The 13,400-nt window shown below is 70.3% G+C and carries 14 protein-coding genes; 7 read left to right on the top strand and 7 right to left on the bottom strand.

All coding sequences use genetic code 11. The features are described 5' to 3' along the window. The first annotated feature begins 3 nt into the window (after positions 1 to 3). Positions 4 to 1,362 carry a sigma-54 dependent transcriptional regulator gene (locus RD110_RS16870; RefSeq protein ID WP_076200545.1) on the top strand — a complete coding sequence of 453 codons (1,359 nt, stop codon included), beginning with the start codon at positions 4 to 6 and terminating at the stop codon, positions 1,360 to 1,362. Positions 1,363 to 1,366: 4 nt separating this feature from the next. On the opposite strand, the gene RD110_RS16865 is transcribed toward RD110_RS16870, so the two are convergent. Beyond that, positions 1,367 to 2,599, bottom strand: coding sequence for an MFS transporter (locus RD110_RS16865; RefSeq protein WP_076205157.1), 1,233 nt, complete (start codon positions 2,597 to 2,599; stop codon positions 1,367 to 1,369). Between the two features lie 82 nt (positions 2,600 to 2,681). On the opposite strand from RD110_RS16865, the gene RD110_RS16860 reads away from it, so the two are divergent. Then, a complete protein-coding gene (locus RD110_RS16860; RefSeq protein ID WP_076200544.1) occupies positions 2,682 to 3,293 on the top strand; it encodes a TetR/AcrR family transcriptional regulator in 612 nt (203 codons plus the stop codon). Here RD110_RS16860 and RD110_RS16855 read toward each other — a convergent pair. After that, complete coding sequence (locus tag RD110_RS16855; RefSeq protein WP_076200543.1) at positions 3,290 to 3,586, bottom strand: hypothetical protein; 297 nt, start codon at positions 3,584 to 3,586, stop codon at positions 3,290 to 3,292. The genes RD110_RS16860 and RD110_RS16855 overlap by 4 nt on opposite strands. Before the next feature lie 173 nt (positions 3,587 to 3,759). Between RD110_RS16855 and RD110_RS16850 the strand changes: the two genes are divergently transcribed. Next, complete coding sequence (locus tag RD110_RS16850) at positions 3,760 to 3,948, top strand: hypothetical protein (RefSeq protein WP_076200542.1); 189 nt, start codon at positions 3,760 to 3,762, stop codon at positions 3,946 to 3,948. Positions 3,949 to 3,952: 4 nt separating this feature from the next. Here the strand turns inward: RD110_RS16850 and RD110_RS16845 are convergent, their stop codons facing one another. Both RD110_RS16845 and RD110_RS16840 read right to left on the bottom strand, forming a co-directional pair. Continuing rightward, the gene (locus RD110_RS16845) at positions 3,953 to 4,378 is read right to left on the bottom strand and encodes a DUF3597 domain-containing protein (protein WP_076200541.1); all 426 of its coding nucleotides are present in this window, start codon (positions 4,376 to 4,378) and stop codon (positions 3,953 to 3,955) included. A 128-nt stretch (positions 4,379 to 4,506) separates the two neighbouring features. Then, the gene (locus RD110_RS16840) at positions 4,507 to 5,409 is read right to left on the bottom strand and encodes a LysR family transcriptional regulator (RefSeq protein ID WP_076200540.1); all 903 of its coding nucleotides are present in this window, start codon (positions 5,407 to 5,409) and stop codon (positions 4,507 to 4,509) included. 142 nt (positions 5,410 to 5,551) lie between these two features. Between RD110_RS16840 and RD110_RS16835 the strand changes: the two genes are divergently transcribed. Then, positions 5,552 to 6,301 carry a sulfite exporter TauE/SafE family protein gene (locus RD110_RS16835; protein ID WP_076200539.1) on the top strand — a complete coding sequence of 250 codons (750 nt, stop codon included), beginning with the start codon at positions 5,552 to 5,554 and terminating at the stop codon, positions 6,299 to 6,301. Positions 6,302 to 6,312: 11 nt separating this feature from the next. Here RD110_RS16835 and RD110_RS16830 read toward each other — a convergent pair whose 3' ends face one another. Continuing rightward, positions 6,313 to 7,725 (bottom strand): 8-oxoguanine deaminase, encoded by a 1,413-nt coding sequence (locus tag RD110_RS16830; RefSeq protein ID WP_076200538.1) that lies wholly within the window; start codon positions 7,723 to 7,725, stop codon positions 6,313 to 6,315. Positions 7,726 to 7,970: 245 nt separating this feature from the next. Between RD110_RS16830 and RD110_RS16825 the strand changes: the two genes are divergently transcribed. Further along, a complete protein-coding gene (locus RD110_RS16825) occupies positions 7,971 to 8,294 on the top strand; it encodes a hypothetical protein (RefSeq protein ID WP_076200537.1) in 324 nt (107 codons plus the stop codon). A gap of 162 nt (positions 8,295 to 8,456) precedes the next feature. Continuing rightward, positions 8,457 to 9,803, top strand: a complete 1,347-nt coding sequence (locus RD110_RS16820; RefSeq protein WP_076200536.1) for a glycerate kinase type-2 family protein — start codon at positions 8,457 to 8,459, stop codon at positions 9,801 to 9,803. On the opposite strand, the gene RD110_RS16815 is transcribed toward RD110_RS16820, so the two are convergent. After that, complete coding sequence (locus tag RD110_RS16815; RefSeq protein ID WP_076200535.1) at positions 9,789 to 10,700, bottom strand: DMT family transporter; 912 nt, start codon at positions 10,698 to 10,700, stop codon at positions 9,789 to 9,791. The two genes, RD110_RS16820 and RD110_RS16815, sit on opposite strands and share 15 nt — an antisense overlap. Before the next feature lie 64 nt (positions 10,701 to 10,764). Further along, entirely contained in the window at positions 10,765 to 11,892 is a 1,128-nt protein-coding gene (locus tag RD110_RS16810; RefSeq protein WP_076200534.1) for a lipocalin-like domain-containing protein, read from the bottom strand. 216 nt (positions 11,893 to 12,108) lie between these two features. Between RD110_RS16810 and RD110_RS16805 the strand changes: the two genes are divergently transcribed. Then, positions 12,109 to 13,383, top strand: a complete 1,275-nt coding sequence (locus tag RD110_RS16805; protein WP_076200533.1) for a GGDEF domain-containing protein — start codon at positions 12,109 to 12,111, stop codon at positions 13,381 to 13,383. The last annotated feature ends 17 nt before the right edge of the window (positions 13,384 to 13,400 follow it).

Raw genomic sequence — 13,400 nt, 5'->3', positions numbered from 1 at the left:
GCCATGTCATCGCGAAGCCTGTTGTGCGTCAATCTCGGCAGCGCCACGTCTTCCCTGATCGGGGCGTTGTCGCGTGCCGGCTGGGAGGTGGTGGAGGCCGGTGACCTGGCCGAGGCCGCTCGGCTGCAGGCCCACCTGAGCTTCACGGTGAGCCTGTTGCTCATCGATGCGGGCCGACCCGCATTGGATGCGGAGCTCGACGCCTGCGTCCGTGCGTCCCGGGGCACCGAGTGGGTGGCCGTGTGCGACGGTCGGCTGCTCGACTCCCCGGTGTTCCGGGACCTGTTGCTGAGTTTCTTCTTCTGCTATCTGCCTGCGCCCGCCGATCCGCAGGCCCTGGACCTGCTGCTGCGCCATGCCTACCAGTTGGCGTTGCTGCGGCGCCAGCATGGCCGCAAGGAGTTGCTCGGCGAGTCGGAGGGCATGGTCGGCCAGGGTCCGGCGATGCAACGGCTGCGCGAGCAGATCCGCAAGGTGGCCAGCAACGGCGCGCCGGTGCTGATCGGCGGCGAAAGCGGCAGCGGCAAGGAACTGGCGGCGCAGGGCATCCACCGCCGGTCGCGTCGCGCCGCCGGGCCCTTCATCGCAGTGAACTGCGGCGCGATCTCCCCGCTGCTGATCCATTCGGAACTGTTCGGTCACGAGCGCGGGGCGTTCACCGGCGCATCCTCGCAGCACAGCGGGCTCATCGAGGCTGCGCACGGGGGCACCATCTTCCTCGACGAGATCGGCGACCTGCCGCTCGAATTGCAGACCAGCCTGCTGCGTTTCCTGCAGGAGAAGACGATCACCCGTGTGGGCGCGGTGCGCAGCATCGCGGTCGATGCGCGCGTGGTGGCCGCGTCGCATGTGGACCTCGCCGAGGCGGTGGCCAAAGGGCGCTTCCGCGAGGATCTGTATTACCGGCTCAACGTGTTGCCGATCGAGGTGCCGCCCTTGCGCGACCGCATGGAAGACGTGCCGATGCTGGCCGAGTACTTCCTGCGCGGCTGCGCCCATGAGGCCGGCACGCGCGTCGATGGTTTCCGCCGGCAGGCGATGGCGGCGCTGTTGGCGCACGACTGGCCGGGCAACGTGCGCGAACTGCACAACCGCGTGCGCCGGGCGGTGGTGATGGCCGATCAGCGGCTCATCGGTGCGGCCGATCTGGGACTGGCGCCACCGGAGCGCGCCTGGGGCGGGCTGGACGCTGCCCGCACCGCCGCCGAACGCGACGCCATCAGCGTGACGCTGAGCCGCGTGGGCCGCAACATCACCATTGCCGCGCGCGAGCTTGGGGTGTCGCGCATGACGCTGTACCGCCTGATGGACAAGCACCACATCGTCGAAAGCCGCGATGCGCGCGAGTCACTGTCGCCCTGATGTATCACTTCGCCCGCCGCACCAGCGTGCCCAGCAGCGCCGCTGCCGCCAGTGCCAGCACCGCCGCACCGAACTCGAAAGCCGTGTTCAGCAGGCCATTGCCGTGGGCGATGAAGTAGCCGGCGACCACCACCGGCGCGCCCATCGACAGGTAGGACACGACGAAGGCCACCGACAGCACGCCTGCGCGTTCGTGCGGCGCGGCGAAGGGCACGACGGTGCGGATCGCCCCCTGGAAGCCGGCGCCGAAACCCATGCCGGTGATGGCGGTGGCCACGAAGAAGACCGCGGCCGAATGGCGGCCCAGCGCGAGCAGCACACCCGCCACGCCCACGAGCAGGCCGCAGGCGCCGATCAGCATCATGCGTCGAGCCTCCGCGCGCTGCAGCAGCAGGACCGCGGCGCCGCCGCTGGCGGCCAGCAACCCGAGCGCGAACCCGCCGAACAGGGAAGCGTCGAAGCCGAACACACCGTGCACCAGGGCAGGTGCGAGCGAACCATAGAAACCCGCCACCGCCCAGACCGCCACCAGCATCGGTACGGCCAGCAGCAGCGGCGTGCGCACCGCGGGTGGCACGGTGAATTGCGGCTTCAGCGACGCCAGCGCGCCCGCCTGCGGCGTGATGGTCTCGGGCATGCGCGCCACGGCCAGGCTCTGCAGCACGAAGACCAGGCCGAACACGGCATACACCAGATGCGTCGGCGCGGGCAGGTAATGCACCATCAGTCCGCCCGCGAGCGCGCCCAGCGCCGTGCCCATCACCGGCGCGATGGCGTTGGCGATGGTGCCGCGGGCGCGGTCCAGGTCGAGCAGGCCGGCCCCCACGGCCGCCACGGCCGCGCCGGTGGACAGGCCCTGGATCACCCGGCCCAGCAGCAGGCCAGCCAAGCCGTCGGCGGTGCCGAGCACCAGCATCGCTATGGCCTGCGCGACCGCCGCCGCCAGCAGCACCGGCCGGCGGCCGACGTGGTCGGACAGCCGCCCGGCCACCAGCAGTGCCGCCAGCACGGCCAGCGCGTAGATGCCGAACACCAGCGTCACCGCGATCGGCGAAAAGCCCCAGGCGGACGCGTACAGCGGGTAAAGGGGCGTCGGGGCGGACGACCCGGCGAGGAAGGTCAGCGTGATGGACGCTTGCAGGAAAAACGCGGCGCGCACGGACAGGGGTCGGCGCCATGCCCACGGTCTGGCCTGGACTTGCGGCAGGGCCGCCACGGTGGAGGGGATCGAGGACATGCTGGCCTTTCGCATCGAAAAAAGTACCAGACAGATCTGTCTGGTGCTTGAACTATACAGACCTGTCTGGTATTGTCAACCCATGCCTTCCAGAACTTCTCTCAAGACCACCGCTTCCCGCGGCGCGGCGCCGAACGAACGGGTTTCGGCGCGCGACAAATTGCTCGCGTCGGCCACCGCACTGTTCTACGAAGAAGGCTTCAACGCCGTCGGCATCGACCGCGTCATCGCCCATGCGGGTGTGGCCAAGGCTTCGCTGTACGACTGCTTCGGCAGCAAGGAAGAATTGGTGCGCAGCTACCTCGACCAGCGCCATGCGGCGCGGCAGGCGCGCATCTCCGAAGGCCTGGCGCAATTCAAGACGCCGCGTGAGCGCCTGCTTGGCGTGTTTGACCTGCTGGAGAAGCTGGTGGTCGAGACCGGGTTTCGCGGCTGCGCCTTTGTGAAGGCCGACGCCCAGGCCAAGGCCGACAGCAGCGTGCGCGCCGTGCTCGACGAGGCGCGCGCCTGGATGCGCGAACTGTTCACTGGCCTGGCGCGCGACGCGGGGGTGGCGGATGCTGAAGGTCTGGCGCGGCAACTCGTGATCCTGTACGACGGCGCCACGGTGGCGGCGCAGATGGACCACGACCCCGGCGCCGTGGCGGCGGCACGCGGCGTGGCCGCGGCCTTGCTCGAAGCGGCCCTCGCCTAGGGTTGAACCTTGTCGGTCGGCGGCGGCACGATGGTCGCGCGGCCGTCCGGCGTGGTGAACAGGCCCTCCGCAGGCGGACCGCCGCGAGCCCGGTCTGCCGCCGTGCCGGCGTCGCGCACGCAGGCTTCGCGCGCCGGTGCGGGCAAGCCGGCACTGTTGCAGGCGGCCACGGCGCTTTCGTAGCGTTGCTGGATCAGGTTTGCCGCTTCGGGCGTGTTCTGCGCCAGCGCGCCGGTCGCGGCCATCAGCAGGGTGCTGCAGGTGGCTTGGAGTCGATGGGCCAACTTGGACATGGGGAACCCTCTGGCCGTTGATGCGATGGCGCCATGCTACGCGGTGGCGGACCTCGGTCGGGTCGGCGGCCGCTGGATCGGACGTCGGCCAAGACTGACACGGCTTGGCGCGTCCGTCCGAAGCGCGCCGGGCTGCAGCCGGCGCAAGCTGGTGTCTTCAACCAGGAGTCCCCATGAACATGAACCCAGCGGCGCGCGAACGCCATGAAGAGCCCGAAATCACGCAGGAGGAAAGCGTGCCGTTGGATGGCCGCGACCACGACGGCGAAGAGATGATGAAGCAGGTGCGCAATCCGAAACTCGAACAACCCGCACCGGACACGTCACAGGCCGGCAAGACGCCTGCGGGACGGTCGATCTGAACCGTCACTTCAGTTCGTCAGGCATCTTGCCGCCATTGGCGGCCACCTTGGTCATCACCTGACGATGCAGCCAGGTGTTCATCGCGGCCGAATCGTTGGTGTCACCGCCGTAGTGCAGTTCCTGGGCCAGTTGCTTGCGCGCGTCGAGCGAACTGTCCAGGCCGAGCAGCTTCATCAGATCGACGATCGAGGTTTTCCAGTTGAGCTTCTGGCCCGACTTGGCGTTCAGGCCGTCGAGCAATGCGGTCACGTCCACTTCGGCCATCGGTGCCTGCTGCGCCGCGGCGGCAACGGGTGGCGAAGCCGGGGCGGTGGCCACCGCAGGGGTGGAAGTGGGTGCGGGGATCGGTGTCGGCGCCGCGGTGGGCGAGGGCGTGCCGGCGTGTGAAGAGGGGAAGATCTTGCTGAAGATGCTGGAGAGGATGCTCATGGCGGCTCCGTTGTGGTGAGGGCGCCAGCATCCATGGCCTGGGACTTGGCCCGCGTAGGACGCGAAGCCGTCCTGTCTGTCTTCGAATTCCTGTGTTCTGATCTTGGCGCCGATCGGAGGATTCCGATTCAGCCCGGCCCCTCGGGTTTCGTCGGCACCAGATGGTCGAGCAGGCGCTGCGCATACATCGGCAGCCTGCCCTCGTCGCGCACGCACAGCAGTAACTGACGCTCGGCCCAGGGCTCGGCCAGGCCGATGCCCACGATGGACAGGCTTGCGGCCAGCCGCTGCGCGGCGGCCTGCGGCACGATGCCGATCCCGATGCCTTGGCCCACCATGCTGCACACGGCTTCGAAGTGGCGCACACGCACGCGGTACACGAGCCGTTGGCCGAGCCGGCGCGCCTGTTGCGTCACCAACGCCTGCAGCGGGCTGTCCGCCGCCAGGCCGACGAAGGACTGGCCCGCGAGTTCGTCGAACGCCACGCGGCGGCGGCGCGCGAACGCATGGCCACGCGGCACCACCAGCACCAGGTCGTCTCGGCGGAACACGAAGCTGCGCAGTCCGGCGGCGTCGACCGCGTCGGAGACGATGCCGATGTCGCACAGCCCGTCGCGCACGGCCTCGACGATTTGGGCGCTCGGCTGCTCGTCGAGGTCGATCGAGAGTTGCGGATGCTGTCGCAGGAACGCCGCCAGCGGCGCGGGCAGGTGTTCGGCCATGGCCGAGGTGTTGCACAGCAGGCGGATATGGCCGTGCAGGCCGGCGCCGTAGTCGCCGAGTTCGCCGCGCAGCCGCTCCATCTGCTGCAGCACGAGCCGCGCATGGTGCAGCAGGGTGCGCCCGGCCTCGGTGACCTGCACGCCCTGGCGGCCGCGCAGCAGCAGGGGCGCGCCGAGCCGTTCCTCCATGCCCCGCACGCGCTGGCTGGCCGAGGCCAGCGTCATGTGGCTGCGCGCGGCGCCGGCCGTGATGCTGCCCGTCTCGGCGATGTGCGCGAAGAGTTGCAGGTCGGTCAGGTCGAATCGCATGGCCGCAAGTTAGCACAGCAGCCTCAGGCTCGGGCTGAGGCTGGCTGTGCCACTTCCGCATTGCGCGCGGTGTGGCGGCCCGCGACACTGGCCGCATGCAAAACCACTTCCCGAAGGCGCACCGCGCTGATGGCACACGCCGATGATGGCGCAGGGCGTCGCGGTCTTCGCGCTCACGGCCGCCGTGTTCATGCTCGCCGGCCTGGTCAAGGGTGTGGTTGGCCTGGGCCTGCCGACGGTGGCCATGGCACTGCTGGCATTGTGGATGGCGCCGGCCGAGGCCGCGGCGCTGTTGGTCGTGCCTTCGCTTGCGACCAATCTCTGGCAACTCCGGCCCCTGGCCGGACTGGCCGCGCTGGCGCGGCGCCTGGGTGGCATGCAGGTGGGCATCGTGCTGGGCACGCTCGCTGGCCTGCGATGCTTCGGCATGGGCGGCGCGGGCGCCAGCCTGTGGCTCGGCCTGGCCCTGATGGCGTATGCGGCCTGGGGTTTGCTGGGCCGGCCGTTGCACCTGTCGGCGCGCTGCGAGCCCTGGCTCGGCCCGCTGGCCGGTGCCGCGACCGGGCTGGTCACCGCGCTGACCGGGGTGTTCGTGCTGCCGGCCGTGGTGTATCTGCAGGCGCTGAGCCTGTCGCGCGAGCAACTGATCCAGGCCCTGGGCCTGTCGTTCACCACCTCGACCTTGGCCTTGGCGCTGGGCCTGTACGCACCGCAGGCGCATGCGGCGCCGCTGCTCGGCGCATCGGCACTGCTGTTGCTGCCCGCATGCGCCGGCATGGGCGTCGGGCAGCGGTTGCGCCAGCGGCTGCCGGTGCCGGCCTTCCGGCGCTGGTTCTTCGGTGCGCTGGCGCTGCTGGGCGGCTACATCGCGGTGCGCGCCCTGGCCGCCTGAGCCGCCGCGCCCTATGCCGCGGATGCGGCGAGTTGCATGGCCAGCCGGTTGTGCCGTTCGACGAGAGGTTCCAGCTCGAGCGTGGCAAGCCGGCCTTCGCGCACCACCACGCGCCCGTTGACCACGGTGTAGGCGGCGCTCGCGCTGGCGCACAGCAGCAGTGCGCCCACCGGGTCGTGTACGGCACCGCCGGCGAAGGACAGGGTGCGCAGGTCGAACAGCGCCAGGTCGGCGCACATGCCGGGCGCGAGATGGCCGATGTCGCTGCGGCCCAGCACCCGTGCGCCGCCGCGCGTGGCCAGGGCGAGCGCGTCGCGGGCCGTCATCTCGGCCGGGCCGTGGTCGCAGCCGTAGGGCTCGAGCGATCGGCCCACACGGGCCAGCAGCAGCGCCTGGCGAGCCTCGCCCAGCATCTGGGCACCGTCGTTGCTGGCGCTGCCGTCCACACCCAGGCCCACCGGCACGCCGGCGTCGAGCATGCGGCGGACCGGTGCGATGCCGCTGGCCAGCCGCATGTTGCTGCACGGGCAGTGGGCCACGCCGGTGTGGGTGGCGGCGAACAGGCCGATGCCGGCCGCATCGAGCTTCACGCAGTGCGCATGCCACACGTCGTCGCCGAGCCAGCCCAGGTCTTGCGCGTATTGCGCGGGGCTGCAGTTGAACTTGGCCAGGCTGTAGGCGATGTCGTGGTCGTTCTCCGCCAGGTGGGTGTGCAGCCGCACGCCGTAGGCCCGGGCCAGCGCGGCCGATTCGCGCATCAGGTCGCGGCTCACGCTGAAGGGGGAGCAGGGGGCCACCGCCACGTTGACCATGGCGCCGTGGCGTGTGTCGTGCCAGGTCTCGATGAGCCGGCGCGTGTCGTGCAGGATCGCGTCCTCGCTCTCGACCACGCGGTCCGGCGGCAGGCCGCCCTGCGACTGGCCCACGCTCATGCTGCCGCGGCTGGCGACGAAGCGCATGCCGATCGCGTGTGCGGCCTCGATGCTGTCGTCCAGGCGCACGCCGTTGGGATAGATGTAGAGGTGGTCGCTGCTGGTGGTGCAGCCGCTCATCAGCAGCTCGGCCATCGCCACCTGGGTCGATACCCGCACCATCTCGGGCGTGAGCCCGGCCCAGACCGGGTACAGGCCGCGCAACCAGGAGAACAGCTCGGCGTCCTGCACGCCGGGGATGGCCCGCGTGAGGCTCTGGTACATGTGGTGGTGGGTGTTGACCAGCCCCGGTGTCACCAGGTGGCCGCGCGCGTCGATGACTTCGTCCGCGCCGGTGAGCATGTCGGGCGTCACGTCGGCTGCGGGGCCGATCGATTCGATGCGGTGGTCGCGGATGAAGACCGAGGCATCGAAGAGTTCGCGGCCTTGCGCCGGATCGGGATGGTCCAGCGTGGCGACGCAGCGGGCGTTGTGGATCAGCAGGGTGGGCATGATGGCGCCGAGGTTAGCTGAAAAAGCCCGCACCCCATGCGGCCTTCATCGAAGGCGGGCCTTCGGCGCAGGCCGGTTGAACCACAGGCCGGAGGGTTGGCCTCCTACACGGTGCGGTGCGCTTGGCCGATAAGTCGGCGTTCGGCGACTTCGTACATTGGGTACAGCTTCAGCCAATCATCCATCCAACTGGCGAGCGAGCAAGCGACCAATTCCGGTCACCAACGGTTCAACAGGAGATTTCCATGATCAAGCAAACCACACTCAAGTCCCTCTCGATGGCCACCGCCATCGCCGCCGCGCTGGCCTTCGGCACGGCAGCCCATGCACAGACCGCACCGACGCCCGTCACCAACGACAGCAAGCAGCCACAGCCGGCAACGGGTGGTTCGGCCAAGACGGCCGAAGAGCGCACCGATGCGAAGATGAACAAGAAGTCCACCAAGGCCGGCAAGATGGCGGCCAAGAAGTCGGATGCCTCGTCGCCACAAGGCACCAATTCCGGCGCCAGCAAGATCGGCGACACCTCGGTGCCGAAGGAAAAGGGTGACGGCGGCGGCAAGTCCTAAGCACGTCACCGACTGAACCTCGTCTCCCGCCGGGTTTCGGCGGCGGGACGGGATGGGGAGCCGGGTTGCCGCCATGGGGCGCGACCCGGCTTTTTTGCGTCTTCGAGGGGACGGGGATGGCGCGGCTGCGCATCCCCTGCACAATGGCGGCAGGAGACCCCAATGACTTCCATCGCTTCGTCCTCGCAGCCCGCCGGATGCCCCGTGCCCGCCGACCATCCGCGCGCATTCCTCGAATACCTGTTCCAGGCCGCGGTGACACGCGCTCTGCCGCTGGCGAACATGGCGGCCTTCCTGCCACCGCCGCCCAAGGGCCGCACCGTTGTCCTCGGCGCGGGCAAGGCCGGCGGCTCGATGGCGCAGGCGCTGGAGGCCCTTTGGCCCGCCGATGCGCCGCTGGAAGGCCTGGTGGTCACGCGGTACCACCACATTCCGCCGCGGCCCGAGGGCCTGGCCTCGCGCATCGAGATCGTCGAGGCGGCGCATCCGGTGCCGGACGCGGCCGGCCTGGCCGCCGCCCGGCGCATGCTGGCGATGGCGCAGGGGCTGACCGCCGACGACCTAGTGCTGTGCCTGATCTCTGGCGGCGGCTCGGCCCTGCTCACGCTGCCGGCCGAGGGACTGACCCTTGAGGACAAGCAGCGCATCAACAAGGCGCTGCTGCACAGCGGTGCCGGCATCGGCGAGATGAACTGCGTGCGCAAACACCTCTCGCGCATCAAGGGCGGCCGGCTGGCCGCGGCCTGCGCGCCTGCGCGAGTGGTGACGCTGACCATCAGCGACGTGCCGGGGGACGATCCGTCCATCATCGCCAGCGGCCCCACCGTGCCCGACGCCAGCACCTGTGCCGATGCGTTGGCCATTCTGCAGCGCTACGCCATCGACATTCCCGCGCCGGTGCTGGCGCAGTTGCAGGACGGCTCGCTCGAGACGCCGAAGCCCGGCGACCCGGCTTTCGAAGGCCACGCGGTGCACCTGATCGCCACGCCGCAGCAGTCGCTCGAAGCGGCGGCGGCGGCGGCCCGCGCGGCCGGCATCGCGGCCTACATCCTCAGCGACGAGATGGAAGGCGAGTCGCGCGAGGTCGGCAAGGTGCATGCGGCGCTGGCGCGCGCGGTGGCGCAGCGCGGCCAGCCGTTCGCGCGGCCGTGCGTGATCCTGAGCGGCGGCGAGACGACGGTGACGGTGCGGCCGCAGGCGCCCGGCACGCCGCGTGGCCGTGGCGGGCGCGCCGGAGAGTTCTGTCTCGGCCTGGCGCAGGCGCTGCAGGGCCAGGCCGACGTCCATGCGCTGGCGGCCGACACCGACGGCATCGACGGCGTGGAAGACAACGCCGGTGCCTGCGTGTCGCCCGACACGCTGGCGCGCGCGCAGGCGCTGGGCCTGAAGGTCGCCGACCACCTCGACCGCAACGACGCCTACGCTTATTTCGAGGCGCTCGGCGACTTGGTGGTGAGCGGACCGACGCACACCAACGTGAACGATTTCAGGGCCTTATTGGTGCTGTAGCCGGGCGGTGCCGCGCACCTCGGCCCAGATCACCACGGCCAGGCCGGCCAGCACCAGGGCCAGGCCGGCGAAGGCGCCCAGGGCCGGTTGCTCGTGCACGACCAGCACCGCCAGCACGAAGGCGGTGAGCGGTTCGGCCAGTGCCAGCGTCACGCCGGTGGCGGCGCTGATGTGGCGCAGCGCGCTGCTGAACAGCAGATAGGCCAGTCCCGTGGCCACCACGCCGAGGTAGCCGACCACCAGCCAGCCACCGGCCGACATCGCCGCCGGTGCGCCGACCCACCACACAGCCGCCGGCACCGCGATCAACGCCGCCGTGCCGAACACCAGCAGGGTCACGGTGGAAGGTGCTGCCTGTCGCACCAGCCGCTGATTCACCAGCGCATAGACCGCATAGGACAGGCCCGCGACGAGGCACAAGCCGATACCCACCGGGCTGAGTGGCGCGCCACCGCTGCCCGACAGCACCATCGCCGCACCGCCGGCGACGGCCAGCAGCGTGCCGATCCACCAGGCCGGACGCGGCGCCTGACCGGCCAGCAGCCACTGCAGCAGCCCGGCCCACAGCGGTCCGCTGCCGATGGCGATGGCGGTGCCGATGGCCACGCCGCTGGCTTTCACGCCGGCGAAGAAGCTCAGGTTGTAGGCGGCCACGCAGGTGCCGGCGAACAGCACCCGGCCCCAGGGCATGGCGCGCAGGTCGGCCAGCAGCCGCGCGCGTGGCTGGGTCAACCCCACATAGGCGAGGAAGAAAAGCGCCGACATCGCCAGCCGCAGCGCGCCGACCCACTGCGCGGGCAGTTGCGCGGGGGCGAAACTCTGGGCCGTGCCCGTCGTGCCCCAGAACATGGCGGCGAGCAGCACCATCAGGCTGCCGGTGAGGGATGGGTTCTTCATGGGCCCATCATCCATCGGCCGCGCGCGCCAAATGTCGCCAGACTCTCGTGGTGGTGATCGGACGCTACAGCTTCAACCGCGTGGCGTAACCGGTCATCTCCAGATAGCCGCGCCCGACGACCGCGCCGGTGGCGTCGCGCAGCTCGCTCAGGCCCTCCCAGTAGATCGCACCGGTCGAGGCTCGGCTGTCGAGCTCCTGGTCGTCCACGAGGGCGCGCACGCCGAACCTGCCCGCGGGTGTGCGCACGCGCCATTCGACGGGGTAACGGGCCTGGCTCGCGGCGCTGGTCCACTGCCGCACTGGCTCGAACACCACTTCGTTTTCATGGAAGCTGCGCAGCGTCCCATCGGCACCGCGGAACGAGCCGCCGGCCCACAGCGCCGAGCCGTCGGCCCGGCGCAGGTGGAACGCCGTGAGCGCGCCGCCGTCGGCAAGGTTCATGCCGATCCAGTCCCAGCCCACGGCGTCCGGATGCATCAGGGCCCGGCTCCATTCGTGGTCCAGCCAGGCGCGGCCTTCCGCGATGTCGAACCGTTCGCCGCGCAACCGCAGCCGGCCACGCACCGCGAGCTGCGGCTGGCTCACGTAATAGCTGGCCTGCGCGGCGTCCGGTCCCTTGCGCGACAGGCCTTTCCGGCCTTGCAGCAGCAGGGGCTGCGTGGCGACGAGCTGCAGGTCCAGGCCGAAATCCTGGGCCGGCAGCGCGGCGGCGTAGGTCGAGACGGTCGCGCCGGCGGTCGTGCCGGGCGCATCCTGCCGCACCAGCGACCAGTCGCGCAGGCGCAGCGCCGTGTCCATCTCGCCGGCCTCGGCCACGCCGAAGCCCGCGCGCGCGATGCGCTGGTCGTGCCAGAGCTTGCGACCGGCCACGTCGGTGAGCGCGGCGTGGGCGAAGATCAGTTGCCGTGCCGCGAACTGCGAGGCCATGGCTTGCGTGGCGTCCACCCGGCTGCGGAAAAAAGTGAGCTGGAAGCCGAATTCGCGGGCCGCGGCGGTGCGCGCCCAGCCGGTGATGTACCACCACTCGGTGTCGAAGTCGGGATGGCTGCCGAGGTCGCGCGGAAAGCGCAGTTCGGCCGGCGGCAGGGCGGCCGCACCCAGCGGCACCACGCCTGCCAACATGCCGGCGAGCCAGCGGCGGCGCGTGAGGGCCGGGGCGGCGACCGCGATGGAGGAGGGCGCGTCGTGCATCGGCGGATTGTGTCAGACGGCGGCGCGTCGCCTGGTTCTGGGCCGTTCGGCGTATGGTCGTTCGGGCCGTGCGCGCTATCATCGACGGCTGCCTGCGGCGCGCGTTTGCCGGCCGGTGGTTTCCACACGACGAGGTCCGAATTTGCTGATTCTCTGGTGCAGCCGTAGGGGAAATGACGGGTCTGGCGGCAGCCGCCCGGTGGGTGACCGCGCCCCATGAGGTTCCGCCGCCATTGGGTCGTCGGCCTGGGCCTGGCCCTGGTGCTGGTGTTCGCCTGCATTTCCTGGCTGCAGGTGCGCCAGTTCCTGCATTTCAGCGCCAGCGTCTCCGGTAGCCGCATCCAGGAACTGCGCCGCGCCGCCACCCTGGCCAACGAGTTCGAACGCTTCGAACGTGCGCTCGAACGCAGCGTCTACCTGCCCAACGCCGCCAGCCGCGAAGCCTTGCAGCTGCGCTACGACATCTTCGTCAACCAGTTCATGGTGTTCGCCAACGGGCGCAACCAGCCCGAGGCGACGGACCATCCCCTGTACCGCCGCACGCTGGAGACGGTGAACGCCTTCATCGCTTCCTTCGATCACTACCTGGGCGCGAACCCTGACCGCGAGGTGACCCCGGGCGCGCTGCAGGAAATGCTGACGCTGAGCGAAACCACGATGCGCGAGCCGATCCACGACTACATGCTGTACGCGAACCAGCGCACGACCCTGTTGATCGACGAGCAACGCAACGAGGTGTCCGACCACCTCATCTTCACCCTGGGCCTGACCATCTTCCAGAGCCTGCTGACGGTGGCCTTCGCGATGGGCGTGGTGCAGCTCATGCGCCAGCGCGAGCAATCGCGCCATGCGCTGGTGCGCGCCGAGGCCCGGCTCGTCGAGCACCTGCGCAACCAGGAGCGCCGCCTGGAGCAGTCGGTGGCCGAACGCACGGCCGAGCTCGAGGCCGCCAACCGCAGCCTCGAATTGCTCAGCGCCACCGACGGCCTCACCGGCATCGCCAATCGCCGCCATTTCGACAAGCTGCTGCTGCAGGAGTGGAACCGCCAGGCCCGCCTGCGCCAGCCGCTGGCGCTGGCCATGCTGGACGTGGACTGGTTCAAGCAATACAACGACCGCTATGGCCACCAGGCCGGGGACGACTGCCTGCGCCTGGTGGCCGGCATCGTCGGCGGCTACGTGCGCCGCGCCGGCGACGTGGCCGCGCGCTACGGCGGGGAGGAGTTCGCCTTCATCGCGCCAGGCCTGGACGCGGCCGAGATGCTGCACCTCGCGGAAACCATCCGCGCCGTGGTCGAGCACCGCGGCATACCGCACAGCCTGTCACCGGTCGGCCATGTGACGCTCAGCATCGGCGTGGCGGTGCTGGTGCCCGATGCCCGGACCAGCCCGGAACTGCTGCTGCGCCAGGCCGACGAGGCGCTGTACCGGGCCAAGTCGCAGGGCCGCAACCAGGTGGTCACGGCGGCGGCTGCCGAATACCTCGTCTGAGCCGCTGCGGCGCCGGC

This window comes from Rhodoferax koreense (assembly GCF_001955695.1).
In the GTDB taxonomy this organism is placed as follows: Bacteria; Pseudomonadota; Gammaproteobacteria; order Burkholderiales; family Burkholderiaceae_C; genus Rhodoferax_B; species Rhodoferax_B koreensis.
Note: the sequence above shows the minus strand (reverse complement) of the source record. Positions and strands in the feature narration are given on the sequence as shown.

Bases quoted from the DNA above. Each gene is read 5' to 3' on its own strand.
- RD110_RS16870 (WP_076200545.1), top strand. From the start codon at position 4: ATGTCATCGCGAAGCCTGTTGTGCGTCAATCTCGGCAGCGCCACGTCT.
- RD110_RS16865 (WP_076205157.1), bottom strand. From the start codon at position 2,599: ATGTCCTCGATCCCCTCCACCGTGGCGGCCCTGCCGCAAGTCCAGGCC.
- RD110_RS16860 (WP_076200544.1), top strand. From the start codon at position 2,682: ATGCCTTCCAGAACTTCTCTCAAGACCACCGCTTCCCGCGGCGCGGCG.
- RD110_RS16855 (WP_076200543.1), bottom strand. From the start codon at position 3,586: ATGTCCAAGTTGGCCCATCGACTCCAAGCCACCTGCAGCACCCTGCTG.
- RD110_RS16850 (WP_076200542.1), top strand. From the start codon at position 3,760: ATGAACATGAACCCAGCGGCGCGCGAACGCCATGAAGAGCCCGAAATC.
- RD110_RS16845 (WP_076200541.1), bottom strand. From the start codon at position 4,378: ATGAGCATCCTCTCCAGCATCTTCAGCAAGATCTTCCCCTCTTCACAC.
- RD110_RS16840 (WP_076200540.1), bottom strand. From the start codon at position 5,409: ATGCGATTCGACCTGACCGACCTGCAACTCTTCGCGCACATCGCCGAG.
- RD110_RS16835 (WP_076200539.1), top strand. From the start codon at position 5,552: ATGATGGCGCAGGGCGTCGCGGTCTTCGCGCTCACGGCCGCCGTGTTC.
- RD110_RS16830 (WP_076200538.1), bottom strand. From the start codon at position 7,725: ATGCCCACCCTGCTGATCCACAACGCCCGCTGCGTCGCCACGCTGGAC.
- RD110_RS16825 (WP_076200537.1), top strand. From the start codon at position 7,971: ATGATCAAGCAAACCACACTCAAGTCCCTCTCGATGGCCACCGCCATC.
- RD110_RS16820 (WP_076200536.1), top strand. From the start codon at position 8,457: ATGACTTCCATCGCTTCGTCCTCGCAGCCCGCCGGATGCCCCGTGCCC.
- RD110_RS16815 (WP_076200535.1), bottom strand. From the start codon at position 10,700: ATGAAGAACCCATCCCTCACCGGCAGCCTGATGGTGCTGCTCGCCGCC.
- RD110_RS16810 (WP_076200534.1), bottom strand. From the start codon at position 11,892: ATGCACGACGCGCCCTCCTCCATCGCGGTCGCCGCCCCGGCCCTCACG.
- RD110_RS16805 (WP_076200533.1), top strand. From the start codon at position 12,109: ATGAGGTTCCGCCGCCATTGGGTCGTCGGCCTGGGCCTGGCCCTGGTG.